General features: G+C 41.7%; 19 protein-coding genes. 14 read left to right on the top strand and 5 right to left on the bottom strand.

Translation table 11 applies throughout. The annotated features are described in order from the left end of the window. Position 1 precedes the first annotated feature (1 nt). Together MKZ05_RS09515 and prpB are read left to right on the top strand one after the other, a co-directional pair. Complete coding sequence (locus tag MKZ05_RS09515) at positions 2 to 1,438, top strand: bifunctional 2-methylcitrate dehydratase/aconitate hydratase (RefSeq protein ID WP_050943930.1); 1,437 nt, start codon at positions 2 to 4, stop codon at positions 1,436 to 1,438. Positions 1,439 to 1,452: 14 nt separating this feature from the next. Continuing rightward, the gene (gene prpB, locus MKZ05_RS09510) at positions 1,453 to 2,370 is read left to right on the top strand and encodes a methylisocitrate lyase (RefSeq protein ID WP_050943931.1); all 918 of its coding nucleotides are present in this window, start codon (positions 1,453 to 1,455) and stop codon (positions 2,368 to 2,370) included. A gap of 35 nt (positions 2,371 to 2,405) precedes the next feature. On the opposite strand, the gene MKZ05_RS09505 is transcribed toward prpB, so the two are convergent. After that, positions 2,406 to 3,068: a lysozyme family protein gene (locus MKZ05_RS09505; protein WP_003215897.1), complete on the bottom strand. Its 663-nt coding sequence runs from the start codon at positions 3,066 to 3,068 to the stop codon at positions 2,406 to 2,408. 97 nt (positions 3,069 to 3,165) lie between these two features. After that, on the bottom strand, positions 3,166 to 4,491 hold the full coding sequence (locus MKZ05_RS09500) for an APC family permease (protein WP_335356135.1): 1,326 nt from the start codon (positions 4,489 to 4,491) through the stop codon (positions 3,166 to 3,168). A gap of 186 nt (positions 4,492 to 4,677) precedes the next feature. Between MKZ05_RS09500 and czrA the strand changes: the two genes are divergently transcribed. Beyond that, positions 4,678 to 5,007, top strand: coding sequence for a Zn(II)-responsive metalloregulatory transcriptional repressor CzrA (gene czrA, locus MKZ05_RS09495; protein WP_007500691.1), 330 nt, complete (start codon positions 4,678 to 4,680; stop codon positions 5,005 to 5,007). A 34-nt stretch (positions 5,008 to 5,041) separates the two neighbouring features. Here the strand turns inward: czrA and MKZ05_RS09490 are convergent, their stop codons facing one another. Further along, positions 5,042 to 5,566: a hypothetical protein gene (locus MKZ05_RS09490; protein ID WP_050943933.1), complete on the bottom strand. Its 525-nt coding sequence runs from the start codon at positions 5,564 to 5,566 to the stop codon at positions 5,042 to 5,044. Between the two features lie 118 nt (positions 5,567 to 5,684). Between MKZ05_RS09490 and MKZ05_RS09485 the strand changes: the two genes are divergently transcribed. The 7 genes from MKZ05_RS09485 (at position 5,685) to MKZ05_RS09455 (ending at position 11,700) form a co-directional block, all read left to right on the top strand. Continuing rightward, entirely contained in the window at positions 5,685 to 6,617 is a 933-nt protein-coding gene (locus MKZ05_RS09485) for a YafY family protein (protein WP_050943934.1), read from the top strand. A gap of 54 nt (positions 6,618 to 6,671) precedes the next feature. Further along, the gene (locus MKZ05_RS09480) at positions 6,672 to 7,145 is read left to right on the top strand and encodes a GyrI-like domain-containing protein (protein WP_335356136.1); all 474 of its coding nucleotides are present in this window, start codon (positions 6,672 to 6,674) and stop codon (positions 7,143 to 7,145) included. Between the two features lie 37 nt (positions 7,146 to 7,182). Next, positions 7,183 to 7,902 (top strand): MBL fold metallo-hydrolase, encoded by a 720-nt coding sequence (locus MKZ05_RS09475; protein ID WP_335356137.1) that lies wholly within the window; start codon positions 7,183 to 7,185, stop codon positions 7,900 to 7,902. 3 nt (positions 7,903 to 7,905) lie between these two features. Further along, positions 7,906 to 8,478 carry a TetR/AcrR family transcriptional regulator gene (locus tag MKZ05_RS09470; RefSeq protein WP_003216130.1) on the top strand — a complete coding sequence of 191 codons (573 nt, stop codon included), beginning with the start codon at positions 7,906 to 7,908 and terminating at the stop codon, positions 8,476 to 8,478. A 148-nt stretch (positions 8,479 to 8,626) separates the two neighbouring features. Next, entirely contained in the window at positions 8,627 to 9,508 is an 882-nt protein-coding gene (locus tag MKZ05_RS09465; RefSeq protein WP_339159905.1) for a hypothetical protein, read from the top strand. Further along, the gene (locus MKZ05_RS09460) at positions 9,471 to 10,076 is read left to right on the top strand and encodes a DUF4166 domain-containing protein (RefSeq protein WP_335356139.1); all 606 of its coding nucleotides are present in this window, start codon (positions 9,471 to 9,473) and stop codon (positions 10,074 to 10,076) included. Before MKZ05_RS09465 ends, MKZ05_RS09460 begins: the two co-directional genes overlap by 38 nt. Further along, entirely contained in the window at positions 10,069 to 11,700 is a 1,632-nt protein-coding gene (locus tag MKZ05_RS09455) for a YndJ family protein (RefSeq protein ID WP_335356140.1), read from the top strand. Before MKZ05_RS09460 ends, MKZ05_RS09455 begins: the two co-directional genes overlap by 8 nt. Here MKZ05_RS09455 and MKZ05_RS09450 read toward each other — a convergent pair. Continuing rightward, positions 11,690 to 12,169 carry a site-2 protease family protein gene (locus tag MKZ05_RS09450; protein ID WP_003216048.1) on the bottom strand — a complete coding sequence of 160 codons (480 nt, stop codon included), beginning with the start codon at positions 12,167 to 12,169 and terminating at the stop codon, positions 11,690 to 11,692. The two genes, MKZ05_RS09455 and MKZ05_RS09450, sit on opposite strands and share 11 nt — an antisense overlap. A 231-nt stretch (positions 12,170 to 12,400) precedes the next feature. Between MKZ05_RS09450 and csaA the strand changes: the two genes are divergently transcribed. The 3 genes from csaA to MKZ05_RS09435 all read left to right on the top strand — a co-directional run bounded on the left by csaA (position 12,401) and on the right by MKZ05_RS09435 (position 16,269). Then, on the top strand, positions 12,401 to 12,733 hold the full coding sequence (gene csaA / locus MKZ05_RS09445) for a chaperone CsaA (RefSeq protein WP_003215734.1): 333 nt from the start codon (positions 12,401 to 12,403) through the stop codon (positions 12,731 to 12,733). Between the two features lie 513 nt (positions 12,734 to 13,246). Continuing rightward, positions 13,247 to 14,638 carry an MFS transporter gene (locus tag MKZ05_RS09440; RefSeq protein ID WP_003215869.1) on the top strand — a complete coding sequence of 464 codons (1,392 nt, stop codon included), beginning with the start codon at positions 13,247 to 13,249 and terminating at the stop codon, positions 14,636 to 14,638. Positions 14,639 to 14,661: 23 nt separating this feature from the next. Further along, positions 14,662 to 16,269 (top strand): glycoside hydrolase family 43 protein, encoded by a 1,608-nt coding sequence (locus tag MKZ05_RS09435; RefSeq protein ID WP_322000490.1) that lies wholly within the window; start codon positions 14,662 to 14,664, stop codon positions 16,267 to 16,269. A gap of 45 nt (positions 16,270 to 16,314) precedes the next feature. On the opposite strand, the gene MKZ05_RS09430 is transcribed toward MKZ05_RS09435, so the two are convergent. Continuing rightward, the gene (locus tag MKZ05_RS09430) at positions 16,315 to 17,475 is read right to left on the bottom strand and encodes an ROK family transcriptional regulator (protein WP_322000489.1); all 1,161 of its coding nucleotides are present in this window, start codon (positions 17,473 to 17,475) and stop codon (positions 16,315 to 16,317) included. 214 nt (positions 17,476 to 17,689) lie between these two features. Here MKZ05_RS09430 and xylA point away from each other — a divergent pair, with 214 nt between their 5' ends. After that, the gene (gene xylA, locus MKZ05_RS09425) at positions 17,690 to 19,027 is read left to right on the top strand and encodes a xylose isomerase (RefSeq protein ID WP_284907239.1); all 1,338 of its coding nucleotides are present in this window, start codon (positions 17,690 to 17,692) and stop codon (positions 19,025 to 19,027) included. Positions 19,028 to 19,037: the final 10 nt, after the last annotated feature.

Raw genomic sequence — 19,037 nt, 5'->3', positions numbered from 1 at the left:
CATGAATAAAACAGCAGTCGCCAATCAAACGGATCAGCTATTAGAAGAAATCGCAGCCTATGCAGTAGACGGGGAAATTACGAGTAAAGAAGCCATTGAAACGGCACGCTATGTGCTTATAGACACACTTGGCTGCGGAATGCTGGCGCTCAATTTTCCTGAATGTACGAAGCATCTTGGACCGATCGTCCCTGGAACCGTTGTACCTAATGGAGCAAGAGTTCCAGGTACTTCCTTTGTGCTAGATCCTGTTCAAGCGGCTTTTGATATAGGCTGTATGATTCGCTGGTTAGATTATAATGACACGTGGCTTGCAGAGGAGTGGGGACATCCGTCAGATAACTTAGGCGGGATATTAGCTGTGAGTGATTACATCAGCAGAACACGGCTTGCAAACGGGGAAGAGCCGCTTTCGATGAATGACGTACTACATGCGATTGTCAAAGCACATGAAATTCAAGGCGTACTGGCTTTAGAAAATTGTCTGAATCGCAATGGCTTGGATCATGTGCTATTTGTCAAAGTAGCAACAAGTGCTGTTGTATGTGCATTGCTTGGCGGAACAAAGGAAGACGTGCAGCATGTTTTATCGCAAGCGTTTGTTGATAATTCACCGCTTAGGACGTATCGCCACGCCCCGAACACAGGATCAAGGAAATCATGGGCAGCGGGTGATGCAACGAGCCGCGGGGTGAGACTTGCAATGATGACACTCAAAGGGGAAATGGGCTATCAAACGCCGCTTAGTGCAGAGAAGTGGGGCTTTGAAGATGTTCTGATGAAAGGGAAATCTCTCACACTCGCTCAGCCGCTAGGATCATACGTCATCGAAAATGTGCTTTTCAAAATTGCTTATCCTGCTGAGTTCCATGCCCAAACGGCTGCAGAGGCTGCTATGATCCTGCATGACGCTGTAAAAGGTCGATTAGATGACATTGACCGAGTAGAGATTACAACACATGAATCAGCGATTCGGATTATCGATAAGAAGGGACCGCTGTATAATCCAGCAGACCGCGATCATTGCTTGCAATATATTACTGCGATTGGATTAATCTATGGTGAGCTCACAGCTGACCATTATGAAGAAGAAACGGCGCAAAATCCGGTCATTGATCGTCTCCGGGATCAAATGGTCGTCAAAGAAGATAAACAATATACAGCGGATTATTTAGATCCGAAAAAGAGATCCATTGCAAACAGTGTGCAGATCTTCTTTAAAGACGGGACGATGACAGACCGAATCGAAATTGAATATCCACTTGGTCATCGCAGAAGAAGGCAGGAAGGCATTCCTCTGCTTGAAAAGAAATGGCTCTATCATTTGAAGACGAGATTTCCACAAAAACAAGTGGACCAAATTGTGTCACTCTGTCAAAATCCAAATCAATTAAAAACAACAACCGTACCAGCATTTATGGACTTATTCGTCATATAAGGGAGGGAATTAGTGTGTGGATCGTGAATGATGAATCAAGTCAAGTAGATTTAGCCGCAGCCTTTCAAGAACAAATGCACAAATCAGCTTTATTTCAAATTCCAGGCGTTCACGATGGAATGTCTGCGCTTTATGCAAAAAAAATGGGCTTCCAAGGGCTCTATTTATCCGGAGCCGCCTTTTGTGCCAGCAAAGGATTGCCTGATCTCGGCATGATCCATTCAACGGAAATGGCTGAAAAAGCAAAGGAAATCATTCGAGCTTCTCAGCTGCCACTTTTGGTCGATATGGATACTGGCTATGGCGGTGTATTGAATGCTGCAAGGGCGGCAAAGGAAATGGTAGAAAGTAAGGTGGCAGCTGTTCAAATTGAAGATCAGCAAATGCCAAAAAAATGCGGACATTTAAACGGAAAATCGCTCGTTCCAGTAGAAGAGATGATCGCAAAAATCAAAGCCATCAAACAAGCGGCACCAACGCTTTTAGTGATTGCGAGAACCGATGCAAGGTCCGTAAATGGGATGGAGGATGTCATCCGCCGGGCCAATCTTTACGTAGAAGCAGGAGCTGACGCTATTTTTCCTGAGGCACTCATCACAGCAGAGGACTTCACGCATGCGTCAAACAATATTAAAGGACCGCTCCTTGCAAATATGACGGAGTTTGGCAAGACGCCTTATTATCATGCAGACGAATTTTCTGTATTTGGCTTTCAAATGGTCATTTACCCTGTGTCATCACTCAGAGTCGCTGCAAAAGCGTATGAGCGTTTATTTACAGAAATCATGGAGAAGGGGACGCAGCAAGGAATGCTAAAGGACATGCAAACGAGACAAGAGCTGTATGAAACGATTCATTATGATGAATATGAGGAAATGGATCAGCATTTAGCGAAAACGATCCTGCCGGAAATCGGGAAAGAACATCGATAAAATGAAAAGCACTTCCTAAATGGAAGTGCTTTTTTTTACGATGATGGTGAGGATGACGAAGCCAATTTCATCTTTTCTTCAACTGTTTTCGTTTTTTCTTTTACTTTTTCAGCATAAGTGAAGTCACCGAAGCAATATGGGTAGCGGAAGTTATCTTTGTTGCCTCCGCACGTATAGACTTCTGGGTTTCGTTTCACTTGCTTTTTAGAGTATTGTTTTGCCAATTTCTCGGAATGTTTTCCCCCGTTTTTTGCAACAAAATCAATATAGCCAATTCCCATATTATAGCTTTGAATAATGGTTTCCAAATCAACGCCTTTTTTCTTCCCATGCTTGTACATAGTAGAAAAATGATGGACTCCTTGTCTAATGCTTTTCTGAGGGTCATTGATTTCATTTCGTTTCAAACCAAGAGATTCAGAGGACTGCATTGGATCTCCGCCTCTGCCTTTTGATTCTTGATACATCATACCGAGGATTAACGCGGTATATTGATCTAAATCTTGATCTCTTAACTCTGTTTCTACAAGCGGTTTGAAATCATCCAATCTCGACAAAACAATTGATTCCGTATCAATCGGCAGCTTTTTTAACTCCTTTTGATTAAAGGACATGACAATGGCTGCTAATACGAAAACAAACAGAAAAATCGTGAAGCAGCCTGAAATGGCAAAACATCCTGTTTTTTTCTTTTTCAAGGTCAGTTCACCCCTGTTTTGCCCCGCTTTTAAAAGGGAAGTACAGCCTTTTTATTATGCCATATCCTGCACAAGATACCAAGTGAAAACCTTATAATCAATCGTACCCAAATGTAAATTCGGGTCTTGTTTTCAGTCTGTAGCAGAAATAAACAAAACCGATAATTAGCCAAAGCAAACCAATGATTAATGCATTTGTACTGATGTTCGTTAACAGCCATATACAAAAGGCCGTCCCGCACAGAGGAATCACTGCGTATCTCAATGTATTGAGTACACCTCTTTGTTTTTGTCTAATGAAATAGTACGCAAAAACAGATAAGTTCACTAATGTGAATCCAATCAACGCGCCGAAGCTGATAAAGGAATAAATGACTTCAAGTTCGCCAACGACTGCGGTTAAGGAGAAAGCACCAATTAATAAAATATTAAAAACAGGCGTTTTTAATCTCGGATGTATATATCCGAAGAAACGCTTCGGTAACGACTCATCTCTACCCATTGCATATAATAGCCTTGCTGCACTTGCATGTGACGATAAGGAAGAAGAGATAACAGCGACCATTGTGCCAGCTAAAAAGAACGAGTGGAGAAAGGCGCCGCCCACAAAATCCGCAATTTCAAGTGAGGCCGCATCGGGATGCTTGAACTGCTGAAAATTTGGAAATACTTGCTGCAAAAAATAAGACGTCAAGGTAAACAGTACGCCTCCAATGGCGACGGTTAAGAAGATGGCAAGTGGGATCGTCTTTTTTGGCTTAATGGTTTCCTCAGACAGGGTCGAAATCGCATCAAATCCTAGAAACGAAAAACATAAAATGGTTGCTCCTGAAAAAATAAGCGTTGGATCTAAGCTCGCCGAATAAAAAGGCCGGGCGGACAATAATTCCCCGCTGCCTGCATTTTGCGTGAGCCCATACATAATAAACCCAACAAAAGTGACGGCGACAATGACCTGAAAGGTCACAAATAGTGCCGTGATGTTGGCTGTAAGCCGGATACCGATTACATTGACAGTCGTTATGGCGATAGCAAGTATGGAGATCCAAATGTAATGAGGTACATCAGGAAAGGCTGCGGTTAAATAAGCACTTCCAATCGCAAAATTCACCATAGGCAAAAATAAATAATCCAGTAAAAGTGTCCAGCCTACAAGAAAGCCAACATGAGGATGAATACTTTTTTGCGCGTATGTATAAGCAGATCCTGCTTTTGGAAAAGCCTTCACCATATTCCCATAGCTAAGCGCTGTCAATAGTAATGCAAGTAACGTAAATATATAAGCTGTAGCGACGTGTCCTTTCGTCAGCTGAGCCACAATGCCGTATGAATCAAATACGACAAGTGGATCCATATAAGCAAGCCCGATCACAACAAGTGGAAAGACAGTCAGGCTGCGTTTTAGTCTTGGCTCTTCAGTCAATTTGCCTATCAGCTCCTCTAAAAAAATGAATAAATAATGCTCATTTTAAAAAGAATGCTACCAAGTGTCAATGCTATTTGAGTAAATCTTTTTTCTAAAGTGTGCTCTCTTTGCATGCCGGACGTTTTGGTATATGATGATACATAGAATAAGTCGTGATTTGACGGACAAGAAAGGTGAAGCAAAATGAAGGAAGAACTGAATACAAATCAAGAACAGGAACGGATGGAGCTGGATGAAGAAAGTCTATTTCTTGTCTCCCAAACCTTTAAAGCTTTATCTGATCCGACACGTATTCGAATTCTGCACCTGCTGTCTCAAGGTGAACACTCGGTAAATGATATAGCAGAAACACTGAATCTCATGCAATCAACCGTTTCTCATCAGCTGCGCTTTTTAAAAAACCTTCGTCTCGTGAAATCTAGACGAGCAGGGACCTCGATTTTTTACAGCCCTGAAGATCAGCATGTGATGGAAGTGCTTGAACAGATGATTCACCATGCACAGCACGATTGATAAAAAACCTTCCTACTTTCATATAGGAAGGTTTTTATGCATGATGCACATGTGTCGATCGTTTATTTGCTTTCATCATGTGAAAAGAAAAAACAACATAGTAAGCAGCTAAAAGAAAAAAGCTGAGCATGGTCATCGCATCATCGCTCACGATGTGCTGATACAGTTCAACGACACTGATTTTGGTCATCGAATGGTTTGTGAGCTCAACCAGCTTAAAACTAAGCCTGGATAAAAACAAACACAAAATGAAGCTTTCAATCCATTTACTCGTTTTCATATACAGCCGGCCATTTTCTTCTTTCATACGAATCGTCTGATAGGCATGAACAGCTAGGCTGCTTCCAAAAAGCATACCAATAGCGGCATAGATGAGGATATTATGATTTTGCCATCCTTCTGATAGGAGAATAAGGGCTGAAAGACCAAAGAGATACATTCTCATCAAAAGCCTGATGGGGCGTACAAGCTGAAAGCGTCTCATTCGATTCATTCGAATCATGATGCAGATCAACATAATGCTCCCAATCATGAACAATTGCCACACGTTATGTGTCATGATGCAACCTCCTCCTGCACGTGCAGGGATGTAAACGAATGCTGGCTGTTACTTATCTTTACCATTCTTTCTTTTTTTATCAAAACAAAACCTACATTTATGAAAAAGAGGAAAAGTCATGAAAATCGACCGCATTTTATCTACTGTGATGCTGCTCATTAGCAAGAAGCAAGTACAGGCGAAAGATCTTGCTGAACTTCACGAAGTGAGCACGAGGACCATTTATCGTGACATTGATACCATCAATCAAGCGGGAATCCCTGTTGTCACAACCCAAGGAGCAGGTGGAGGCATTTCACTTGTTGAGGATTATCGTTTAGAGAAAAAATTATTTACCGATGATGACATCGAGGTCATTTTAACAGCCCTCGAAAGCATGACGAGTGCCTATTCCTTTAAAGAAAGCGAACATGTACTGAAAAAAATCAAATCGCTTATTCCCACGCATACGTGTGAAAACGAAAAGCAGCATCATGTCTTCATTGATTTAAGCTCCTGGGGAAAAGACAGCCAGGCAGAAAAGAAGCTCCAGCTCATTCATACAGCTGCGTCAGCGCACCAATACATTCAGTTTACTTACCGCAATGCGAAAGGTGAAACACTTCCACGCAAAGTGGAGCCTTATACGCTCGTTTTAAAAGGGAGGCATTGGTATTTGTATGCGTTCTGTTGTGTAAAAAAAGCTTTTCGTCTGTTCAAGCTAACTAGAATGACGGGTCTTGTCACCATTTCAGGGTATTTTCAACCGAAAAGAATCAAAAACGAAGAAAAGCCTTGGAATGATTCTTGGCAAGAACAACCGTCGGTCAGCTCTGTCACGCTCAGGTTAACGGAAGCATCAGTGGGGAAAGTGAAGGAGTGGGTAGATGAGAACGAATTGAATGTTTGTTCAGACGGCACTTACCTTGCCACCATTACCGTACCTCTTGATGATTGGTTAAATAGTTTCCTATTCCATTTAGGTCCAGATGTTGACATTCTTTCCCCGAAGCATGTCAAAGAAGCGTTTGACATTCAGTTGAAACAATTTCTCAAACGAATAGAAACTTGACACAATGTTGTCAGGTTTCTTTTTATATGATAGAAAAAAAGGAGATGAGAATGTATGTACGATATCGTGACATTAGAGAAACAATGGATGAAAGGGTTGTCTGTTCGAACAACAAACGAAATGGAGCAAACAAAAGAGCGGAAGATTGCTCCACTCTGGCAACAATTTTTTGCGCAGCAGCTTCACGGAGGGCAAGCGCCCGTCATAGGATTATATTCAGATTATGAAAAAGATGAGCATGGCTCTTATTTATTTACTGCTGGGCAATTCGTGGATCAGCAGGTAGAACATGTCATAGAGATTCCTTCATCGACCTACGCAAAATTCCGAACGAGAAAGGGACCTATTGAAGAGGTTGTGTTGGAGACATGGCAGCAGATTTGGGCGTGGGATGAGCGCCATTACCGCACATATACAGGCGACTTTGAATGGTATGATGAAAGATCTATAGATCCAAAAGAAGCGCAAATTGATATTTATATTGCGGTTGATGAAGAAATGCTTGCTAAAACTAATGTCATTAGTTAATATAAAACTAACAACATTAGTTTTAGGAGGACATATGATGAGATTGACAACTTTTGATCGCCTGCACCAGCTCACATTAATGCCGCGTCTATTTCCGGTAAATTGCTATGTATTTGAGGAAGAAAATGGACTGATATTAATTGATGCTGCTTTAAAAATGGCAGCAAGCTCGATCATTGAATTTGCGCACAAAAAAGACAAGCCAATCGACAAGATTATTCTCACTCATAGTCATATGGATCATATCGGTGCACTAGATGAAGTGAAAAAGGCTTTTCCAGAGGCAGTCGTTTATTTATCAAAACGCGATGCCCTCCTTTTTGAAGGTGATTTTTCCTTGCTTCCTGGTGAACCTCAGCAAAAAATTAAAGGCAGTTTTTCAAAAGGCATTCACACAAAACCAGATGTGCTTGTTGAAGAAGGGGACGAGATTGGGTCGCTGAAAGTCATTGCGACACCAGGGCACACACCTGGAAGTATTTCTTTATACGATGAAAGGTCAGGGGTTGTCATTGCAGGAGATGCCCTTGTGACAAAAGGCGGTTTATTCGTAACGGGTGAGTTTCGCTTGACCTTCCCGTTCCCGGCTTTTGCCACTTGGGATGCAGAAACAGCACTCAAAAGTGCCGAAAAATTGCTGGCACTTCCCTTATCTTGTCTTGCAGTAGGACATGGTGATCTTATCATGGAACCTCATGCCAAGCTTCAAGCTGCCATAACAAAAAGGCAGCATCAGTTAAAGAAAGGGGAGCAGTAAACCGTGTCTCCAAGAATGGGTATCACGCAAGAAAAAATCATCGATACAGCAGCCGCATTTGTTGATGAAGAGGGCTTTTCTGCATTGACCATTGCTACATTGTCTAAAAAGCTGAACATCAGACCACCTTCTCTTTATAATCATGTATCTGGTCTTCTTGAAATTCAGGCGGCACTCGCAGAAAAAGGGCTGTCCATGCTACGTGAAGAAGGTATACACGTAACAGAGGGATTGGATAAAGAAGAAGCTGTGTTAGCCTTTGCCAAACAGTATGTTCAATTTGTCCGCGAACATCCAGGCCTTTATGAAGCGGCCTTTTCACATATGGAGGAGAAAAAAGTAAGAAGTGAGGCAGAGCGCCTTGTTGAATTTGTCCAATCCATCATGGCCCGTTTTGGTGTCAAAGAAGAAGAGATGACACATGTGGTCAGAGGACTAAGAAGCTTATTGCACGGCTTCGGTGATATTTCAAATAAAAATGGATTTCAACGAAAAGAACAGCTTGAAGACAGTGTGAGCTATGCGGTCAAGCTTTATATCTCAGGTGTGTTGCAAAAAGAAGATCTGTCTCATTGACAGGTCTTTTTTTGGTAGTGAACCGATATGTTAAAGAGGCGACCATCTTAAACCAATTTTTTGACAAAAAAAGAATAAACATTTGACAGTTTTGTGAAACATGGTATGCTTGTTATGTGAAATAATTCACATAGAGGAGTAGAGGCAGATGAAAAGAAAGCCTGTTTATGTGGAAACAACCATTCATGCACCGATAGAGAAAGTATGGGAATATACGCAAAATCCAAAGCTTCATGAACAATGGGATTTGCGCTTTTCAACCATTTCATTAAATGAACCTCAAAATGAACAGCCCCAATCCTTTTTGTATGAAAAGCATCTAGGGTTTGGTTTAAGTGTCACAGGGACAGGAGCTTATCGAACAAGAATGATGGATGAACGGAATGAGCGGGCATCCTCACTTCAATTCAAATCGTCACACCCATTGTCTTTTATTAAAGAAGGCAGCGGCTACTGGAAATATATGAAAACAAGCGACCACATTGTGTTTCAAACTCAATTTGATTACAAAACGAAAGAAGGAAAAGGATGGACATGGGCAGACCGGATTCTTTTTCGCCCAATGATCGGGTTTATGACAGCCTTTAGTTTTGGGGCATTAAAGACGTGGCTTGAAAAGGGAACGCATCCCCGTTTGCTGCTAGAGAGAACACTTGCTCATTACGGGATTTGTTTGCTGTTTGCCATCGTCTGGCTATGCCAAGCGGTCATTCCTTTTTCACATTCGGCTTTTGATCATAGCACGAGTTTCCGATTGTTTTATGCGCTTTTAGGCGTATCATGGCTAATTCCCAAGCTATCAAAGAAATATCTATTCATTTTTCAAAGTATGTTTCTTCTCATCATGCTTTGTATAGAGGTCCTATCCCCGCAAACGACGCTTCATGAGCCGCTTGTGATGAGTGCATTTTTCATTTTGTCGATTGCAGGTATGATCAATCTAAAAGATTGTGTAGATGTATTTTCCATCAAACGAAAAAGGGGAGGTAGACATGGTCGTTCATCGTCATCAAGTAAAGGATTACGATAAGCTGCATCCAAAGCTAAAAGAGAGATACAACCGCGCGTTTTCTGCTGATGGTACGATGGAGGAAATAGGCGGCGGGTCAAGACTCATTCGGTTGATCTTCAGAATAGGTCCACTGTTTCGTTGTTTTTTCCCCGAGAGAGGGAGAAACATTCCTTTCCAAATAGTCAACGAGCCCTTTGTGACAAATAAGGGGGAGGAAGGGATGCACTGGTATCGAACGTTTTATTTCCCAAAGAAGGAGCGGCACTTTGATGCAGATATGATCATTGATCAGAAGAGTCATACAGTACTAGACTACTTTGGAAAACCTAGACTTCTTGTGTCAGAGCTTCATTTTACAGTAACAAAGCATGGTTTCTTGCACATCCAATCCGGCCGGCAGAAGTTTTTGATGTTCGGCAGGGAATGGCCGCTGCCTTCATGGCTTTATGGTGTGTCAGATGTAACGGAAGGCTACGATGAACATGCAGGTGAATATACCATTGATGTCCACGTGAAAAATCGCCTGTTTGGTACTCTTTTTACATATAAAGGCCGTTTTACAGAAAGGGTGTCTCATGATGAATAAGTGGCATTTGACATCCAGTCTGATCTTCATGTCTTGTTTTATCGCCACCCGTTTCATGACAGGCCGGGTAGCAGAATTTTTTGTTCTCATGGCAATTCTATTTTTTGTTCCCTCTGCCTTACACTTTTTTGAGAAAGAAGGGAAGAAACACAAGCCAGAGAGGCTGATCGGCTTTTTAATGAAAGCCTTTCCACTAGCGGCTCTTTGTGCAACCGCTGCTTTTATCTATCATTCCGCTTGGTTTGCATCGGGATGGCTTTTATATACAATGTTATTGGCGTTATTTGGCTTTTGTCGTTTGCTGGAAAGAGGAATCTTTCCGCTTCATGAGCTGATGATTGATGGCGCATGGATGTATCTCGCTTTAGGCGGTCTGTGGTTTTGGCTGTACACAGCAGATATACAGGTGATGACATTTTCGCCGATCATTGTTCTTTTGACCGCTATTCATTTTCATTACTCGGCTTTTTTTATCCCGCTTTTTTATGGATTTTTAGGAAGGCAGCGAATAAAAGAGACAGCTTTATACAAAGCGGCGGGCTGGGTGATTTTGCTGTCGCCTGTGATGATTGCTGTGGGGATTAGCTTTTCCCGTCTATTTGATACGTTCAGCGTCATTCTTTATGTGATGGCCCTCTACATATATGGCATCCTTTGTATGAAAACAAGATTTCGGTCGACTTTGGCAAAAGGACTTGTTGTGTTTTCTAGCTTAGTTTTAATGGGGACGATCGTGTTATCACTTCTTTATTCCGCTGGTATGCTGATGCGTGTGACCTACATCAGCATGGATCAGATGATTTGGTTTCATGGCAGTATCAATGCTTTTTTTGTGATTTTGCCGGGGTTGATTGGCTGGCTGATTGAAGGGCCGAAGGATCAATTAAAGCAGAAGAACTTTCCGATTTCCAAAGTGTATGGCCGGTTTCAACTGATCTCTTTTCAAGAGGAAAGCGTGCATAACCATGAGAAGCTGGGTTTAGTCGATTCGCTTGATGAATTAAATGGAACGACATTTTCAGCTGACAGGGTGTCACCTGTGATTCGCAGATTTTATGAAGACCCTATGGCTTTTACATTAAAAGCAGCCGTCAGCTTTCATTGGTGGGTAAGGCCGTTTGTTTTTTTACTTCAGCCAGTGTTTAAGAAAATAGGTCAGCTTTATTTGGGGTTATCTCGTCATCCATATGAGATGAAGGGACGTCTGACTAGATTTCAACATCCGAAGGAAGAAAGGGAAAATGTTCGGGCTTGGATACGTCACAATGTAAAAGGAGAGCAAGTCTTTTTTGCTCTTTATGCTCTTCATTACGATGCAGCTGCGGGTTATATGAATATTGCGCTGCCACTTCCGTATTCTCAGCTGACAGCTATTTTAAAGCCTTTTAATGAGAAAGAAGATTTTCTATTAAAAAGCGCATGTCCAAAAGGCAGTACCGGTGACGAAGGGTTGTATTTGCATACGCCTTTTATCACCATGAAACTGCCAATGGAAGAAAGCTTTCATATGAAGCCGGAGACAGATCAAAGTCTCACAGCGGTACATCAAATGAAGCTGTTCGGTATTCCTTTTTTAACGATTCATTATCATATTGACAGTGAAAGTCATCATGTTAGTCAATGATGTCGCATGGTTCACCGTGCCGAATGATGTTCACAATCGCTTGCCCATCACTCGGATGATGATCTGCATACTGGACTGGCAGCAGTGCAAAAAATACATAGTAGACTGAGAAGTAAGCAAATTGATAGAAAAATTGGTGCTCTGGCAGGAAATCATTGGCGATCATTGTGTTCAGTATGAGAACACTGAGCAGGTTGCATAATGAACCGCCTAAGTAGACAAGAATGTGCGACAATCGGTTGTTTTTCCTCATTTCTTCATAGTGGCAAAATGCATCTAGAAAATAGATTCGTCTAATTTCAACGACGCCTACTTTCAACACTTTTTTCCCTCTGCCAAGCGCAAAGGAAACCTTTGCTCCAAACATCCACGCGACCACAATATGGCCAAGCTGATGCAGGATGGCAACGATAGGAAGAATGACAAAAAACGACCAGCAAAACGTCCACATATCCGATAATGTAAACAAGTGTGAACCCTCCCCAATATATTCGGGAGGAAGCAGTAGGATTATTTGCCATTTTACTGAATTCATTTTCAGGATGCAAACATTTAATACACGACAATAAATTTATTATGTAAACTATAAAGGTGATTTTAACGCTGTATAGGCTTTTTGAACCTCCTCTATGACAAAATGAATGTGCTACAATGAATAATCAATAGATTACGTTACCTTTTATGAAGAGGAGAGAGTCAGATGGCAGATATTGAACAGTTTTTGGCGTTAGATATTCGCGTTGGGACGATCATAGAAGCAGAATTTTTTGCAGAGGCAAGAGTGCCTGCATTGAAGCTCAAGATTGATTTTGGTGAAGAAATTGGTGTAAAGCAATCTAGTGCTCAGCTGACAAAGCGTTATACAGCGGAAAATCTTACCGGCAAACAAATCGTAGCGGTCGTTAATTTCCCGCCAAGAAGAATTGCAGGGTTCAAATCAGAAGTGCTTGTCTTAGGAGGCATGCCGTCAAAAGAAGACGTGGTGTTGTTAGCGACAGATGAACCGGTTGAGAATGGAACAAAAATAGGGTAAGAAAAAAGACATCTTCCTAAGAAGATGTCTTTTGCGTATTGAGGCGGAATAACCACACGCCACATTCGTGTGTGTCTCAAAGAGACATGTTACCCGACTTACACAATTCAGCTCATCGCTTGATTAATATAGCATGGGATGAGCTTGAATGCAACCTTTAAATGAATTCTTTCAGATTTTCTTGTCATTTCACAAGATGAATGACAAGAAATCGATTATTTGGATTATTTTTTCAAAATATATTGAAAAGTCAGATCAGATTTTATAAAATGAATTCATCTTAGTTTGTTTGGTCAATAAACTAAGATGAATTTCAAGTATTGATCCCTATATTGAAGGAGATGATTCTGTCATTCGACTGTTTTGCTGCGCATTTGGGCTAAGCTGAAAGGAAGAGATGTTCAGCTACATTTTTATAACAAATTGAAAGCGCTTTATATTCCCTGTATTGATTGCTGTTGCCCTCCGTCATCTGTTCGTTAGAAGAGGCTAAGTGAAGAAGGGAGAAAGCTCATGGTTAGTGAGAATTTAAAGAAGATTCGTATGTCTGAAAAAGTGGGATATGCTTCAGGGGATTTCGCATGTAATTTGATTTACGCAACTGTTTCTACGTATCTATTATTTTTCTATACAGATGTGTACGGTTTATCAGCGGCAGCAGCAGGGACGATGTTTTTGGTTGTTCGCGCCATCGATGCTCTTGCAGATCCATTTATTGGTGCATTGGTAGACCGGACGAACAGCCGTTTTGGTAGATTCAGACCTTATTTGTTATTCGGTGCGTTTCCTTTTGTCGTACTTGCCATTCTTTGCTTTACAACACCTGATTTTTCCGAAATGGGTAAACTCATTTATGCCTACATCACGTATGTTGGTTTATCGCTTACATACACATTCATCAACGTTCCTTATGGTGCTTTAACTTCCGCAATGACAAGAAATAATCAAGAGGTTGTCAGTATTACGTCCGTTCGTATGGTGTTTGCTAATCTAGGTGGTCTAGTTGTTGCTTTTTTTGTTCCTTTTCTTGCGACCTTTTTAAGTGATACGACAGGAAATACAGCACTTGGCTGGCAGATGACGATGGCTTTTCTCGGCGTTCTTGGCGGCGCATTACTGATTTTCTGTTTTAAAAGCACGAATGAACGTGTCACGCTTCAAAAGCCAGAGGAAAAGATTAAATTCAGTGATATCTTTGTCCAGTTACGAGTGAATCGCCCGCTTGTTGTATTAAGCATTTTCTTTATTATTATTTTTGGTGTGAACTCGATCAGCAACTCTGTTGGGATCTATTATGTGACGTATAACCTTGGCAGAGAAGATTTAGTGAAATGGTACGGACTCATTGGCAGTCTGCCAGCTTTAATGGTGCTGCCGTTTATTCCGAAGCTGCACAAGCTGTTAGGAAAGAAAAAGCTGCTGAATTATTCTTTATCGCTGAATATAGTAGGTCTTCTTGCCTTACTTGTGATACCGCCGAGTCAAATCACTTTAATACTGATTTTCAGGCTTGTTGCTGCTGCGGGGAGTATTACAGCGGGTGCTTACATGTGGGCGCTCATTCCTGAGACTGTTGAATACGGCGAATATAAAACTGGAAAAAGGATGGGCGGACTGATCTACGCAGTCATTGGATTTTTCTTTAAATTTGGGATGGCATTAGGCGGGATTGTTCCGGGGCTTGTACTCGATCGATTTGGCTATGTTGCAAACCAAGTGCAGACGCCAGAAGCATTGCTTGGCATTTTAATCACGGTAACAGTGATTCCTGTATGCTTACTGATTTTAGCGATGATTGATATTAATTTTTATAACCTAGATGAAGAAGAGCACCAAAAAGTCGTGAGGGAGCTTGAGAATAGGGATCAAGTATATATCGATCATATGGACGATTTTAAAATGTAGGTCGTGAAAGAGGAGGAAGTTGAATGAAAATCACCAATCCAGTACTCAAAGGATTTAACCCAGATCCAAGTATTTGCCGTGTAGGAGAAGATTATTACATGGCGGTCTCTACATTTGAATGGTTTCCAGGGGTACAAATTTATCATTCGAAGGATCTTGTGCATTGGCGGCTTGCCGCGCGTCCTTTGCAAAAAACGTCGCAGCTGGACATGAAAGGGAATCCTGATTCTGGCGGAGTATGGGCACCGTGCCTAAGCTATGCAGATGGTCAGTTTTGGCTCATTTATTCAGATATCAAAGTAGTGGATGGTCCATTTAAAGATGGTCATAATTATTTGGTTACGGCAAGTGAGGTTGATGGTGATTGGAGTGAGCCGGTTAAGCTTAATAGCTCTGGCTTTGATCCCTCTTTATTTCATGACCAAAGCGGGAAGAAATACGTCTTAAATATGCTGTGGGATCATAGAGAAAAGCACCATTCCTTTGCGGGTATTGCCCTGCAGGAATATAGCGTGACGGAAAAGAAACTCATTGGTCAGCGGAAGGTCATTTTTAAAGGCACACCGATTAAATTGACAGAAGCACCGCATCTTTATCACATCGGTGATTACTATTATTTATTAACAGCAGAAGGAGGCACCAGGTACGAGCATGCGGCAACAATTGCCCGTTCCCGGCAGATTGAAGGGCCTTATGAGGTTCATCCTGATAACCCAATTTTAAGTGCTTTTCACTCACCTGAACATCCGCTTCAAAAATGCGGTCATGCTTCCATTGTTCAAACGCACACAAATGAGTGGTATCTCGCTCATCTGACTGGCCGCCCTATTCAATCAAGCAAGGAATCTATTTTTCAGCAAAGAGGGTGGTGTCCTTTAGGAAGAGAAACAGCGATTCAAAAGCTTGAATGGAAGGATGGCTGGCCGTATGTTGTGGGCGGAAAAGAAGGAGCGCTGGAGGTTGAAGCGCCAGCGATCAACGAAAAGGTTTTTGCTCCTACCTACCATACAGTCGATGAGTTTAAAGAATCAACGTTAAATAGACACTTTCAAACATTAAGAATTCCTTTTACTGAACAGATCGGTTCATTAACGGAAAAACCTCAGCATTTAAGGTTATATGGTCACGAATCTCTAACATCTAAGTTTACTCAAGCCTTTGTTGCAAGGCGCTGGCAAAGCTTTTATTTTGAAGCAGAGACAGCTGTGTTGTTCTATCCAGAGAATTTTCAGCAAGCCGCTGGTCTTGTGAATTATTACAATACGGAAAATTGGACAGCGCTTCAGGTGACATATGACGAGGAACTTGGCCGCATTCTTGAATTATCTGCCTGTCAAAACCTTTCCTTTTCTCAGCCATTGGCACAAAAAATCGTCATTCCAGAAGAGGTCACCTATGTGTATTTAAAAGTGACCGTTCAGAAAGAAACATATACCTATTCTTATTCATTTGATCAAAAAGACTGGAAGGAAATTGATGTGATATTTGAATCTAGCCACCTATCTGATGACTTCATTCGAGGAGGAGGATTTTTTACAGGGGCATTTGTCGGCATGCAGTGCCAGGATACAAGTGGCGAGCGTCTTCCTGCTGATTTCAACTATTTCCGTTATGAGGAAACAGATAAATAAAAAAAGACAACACGGTAAGAGCTGTCTTTTTTATCTATGAATCTGTCATGGTGAGAGGGTGGCATCTTGCAGGAAAGCTTCAATGACGAGAGATGTCATCCCTAATACTGGTGCGTTGTGTCCTAATGACGATGGAAGCAGCTCGACATGTGAACTGAATTGAGTATCCATCCTGGAGGAGACCTCCTCTTGAATCACACGTAGAACCGTTGGCTGCGCTTCAATCACCTTGTTTCGTAAAATAATCGCTTGCGGGTTAAAGGTATTGAGGACGTTTGTGAGACCAACCCCAAGGTAAAAGCCAAAGTTGCGCAGGGCATTGAGGGTTTTCATGTCATTTAACGTCGCCAGCTTTTCCAATTCTTGATGAGAGATGGGCTGATCATTTGTTTGAAGGGACTGAAACAAGGCTTTCTCAGATGCATACAGCTCCCAGCAACCACGGTTTCCGCAGCTGCATGTTGGTCCATTAAAGTCGATGGTCATATGTCCCATTTCACCAGAAAAGCCATATGCACCTCTGTATAAATGATGATTGATAATGATCCCGATTCCAATGCCGGTGCCGATGCTGGCATAGATCAAATGATCATAATGTTTAGCGGCACCAAAGATTTTTTCACCATATGCACCGGCATTTGCTTCATTTTCAATGAAGACGGGTACTTGGAATGCGTCTTGGAGCGTTGTTTTCATGTCAACATTTTTCCATTTAGAATGCGGCGTAAACACGATTTGTTGATCGGCATCCACTAGCCCGGGTATACATAGGCCAATACCTATGAGCCCATATGGGGAAGAGGGGATTTGGGCCTTCAACTGCTGTATTAATTCAGTTAATATGCGTATGGTCACATCAGGAGCGCTTGATGGGAGCTTGATCTGTTCTTCTTGAAGGATGGACCCTTCAAGGTCGGTTAAAATGCCATTGACATAATCAACGCCGACATCAATCCCGATGGAGCAGCCAGCACGTTTATTAAACATCAGTAAAACCGGTCTTCTCCCGCCGCTAGACTCACCTTGACCGATCTCATAGACGAGTTGCTCTTTCATTAATGTACTCACTTGAGAGGAAACAGTCGATTTATTTAACCCAGTGCGTTCAGATAATTTAGCTCTAGAAATTGGCGCATGCTGGAGAATTTCTTTTAATAATAGCTTTTGATTTATTTTTTTCACAAAGTTCTGATCAGCGATATCCATGTTATCCACTCCATTTGTTTCGTCTTTAGATTAAGTGAAGAAAAAAGCTGCTTTTCTACGCATGTAATCTGTAAGAAGGATGATTTTAACTTTATTATAACGAAAATATTTCTAAAAAACTAAAAAATATGGAAAATTCAAAGTGAATTGATCATCAATTGAACATTAGTTTGTTGAATCAACTTACAAAGTATATTCATAGGAGGAATAAAAGATGGCCAACTCAAATATGAAAACGTTACACAGCTTAGAAGGAATCGGAAAAATACAATTTGAAGGAAAACAATCAAAAAATCCACTCGCTTTTAAACACTATGATCCAAGTGAAATGATTGGCGGAAAAACAATGAAAGATCACCTGCGCTTCTCAGTCGCTTATTGGCATACATTGACTGCTGATGGAACAGACATGTTTGGAACTGGTACGATGCAAAGAGCCTGGGACTCCTATAGCGGAATGGATTTAGCAAAAGCTAGATTGGAAGTAGCCTTTCAACTGTTTGATCTATTGGATGTTCCGTATTTTTCCTTCCATGACCGTGACATTGCACCGGAGGGAGATACGCTTCAAGAGACGAATCAGCAATTAGACATCATTTTAGAAAGAATGAAAGAATACATGCGGGATAGCGGAGTCAAGCTGCTGTGGAATACAGCCAATATGTTCAAGCATCCTAGATTTGTACACGGCGCAGCAACATCTTGTCATGCAGATGTCTTTGCCTATGCAGCCGCACAGGTGAAAAAAGGCATCGAAACAGCTAAAGAACTTGGCGCAGAAAATTACGTTTTCTGGGGAGGACGAGAAGGGTACGATACTCTGCTGAATACAGATATGAAAAGAGAGCTTGATCACATGGCGTCATTTTTGCATATGGCTGTTGATTATGCAAAGGAAATTGGGTACACTGGCCAATTTTTAATTGAGCCTAAGCCAAAGGAGCCAACCACTCATCAATACGATGCAGATGCAGCAACATCTATTGCCTTTTTAAAGCAATACGGACTAGATTCACATTTTAAATTGAACATCGAGGCCAATCATGCGACGCTTGCTGGTCATACGTTTGAGCATGAATTACGCGTCTCAAGAATACATGGATTGCTCGGTTCTGTGGATGCGAACCAAGGGAATACGCTGCTTGGCTGGGACACGGATGAATTTCCAACCGATTTATATGCCACAACTCTTGCCATGTATGAAATTCTGCAAAATGGCGGACTAGGAACTGGCGGTCTCAATTTTGATGCAAAAGTGAGAAGAGCTTCTTTTGAGCTTGAAGATATTTTGTATGCCCATATTGCGGGCATGGATGCATTCGCAAAAGGACTGCGGGTGGCTCATAGACTCATAGAAGATCGTGTGTTTGAAGATGTGATCAAGCACCGATATCGCAGTTTTTCTGAAGGGATTGGCCGTGACATTTCAGAAGGAAAGGCAAACTTTCATACATTAGAAGAGTATGCGCTCAAGCACCCTTTAATCAAAAACGAATCGGGAAGAGAGGAACAGTTGAAAGCCCGGTTAAATCAATACTTGTTAGAAGATTGATTGAAGAAGC

Origin of the sequence: Bacillus sp. FSL M8-0277, assembly GCF_037975305.1 — a bacterium.
Classification (GTDB): Bacteria; Bacillota; Bacilli; order Bacillales; family Bacillaceae; genus Bacillus; species Bacillus pumilus.
This window is presented reverse-complemented; position numbering and strand designations above follow the sequence as displayed.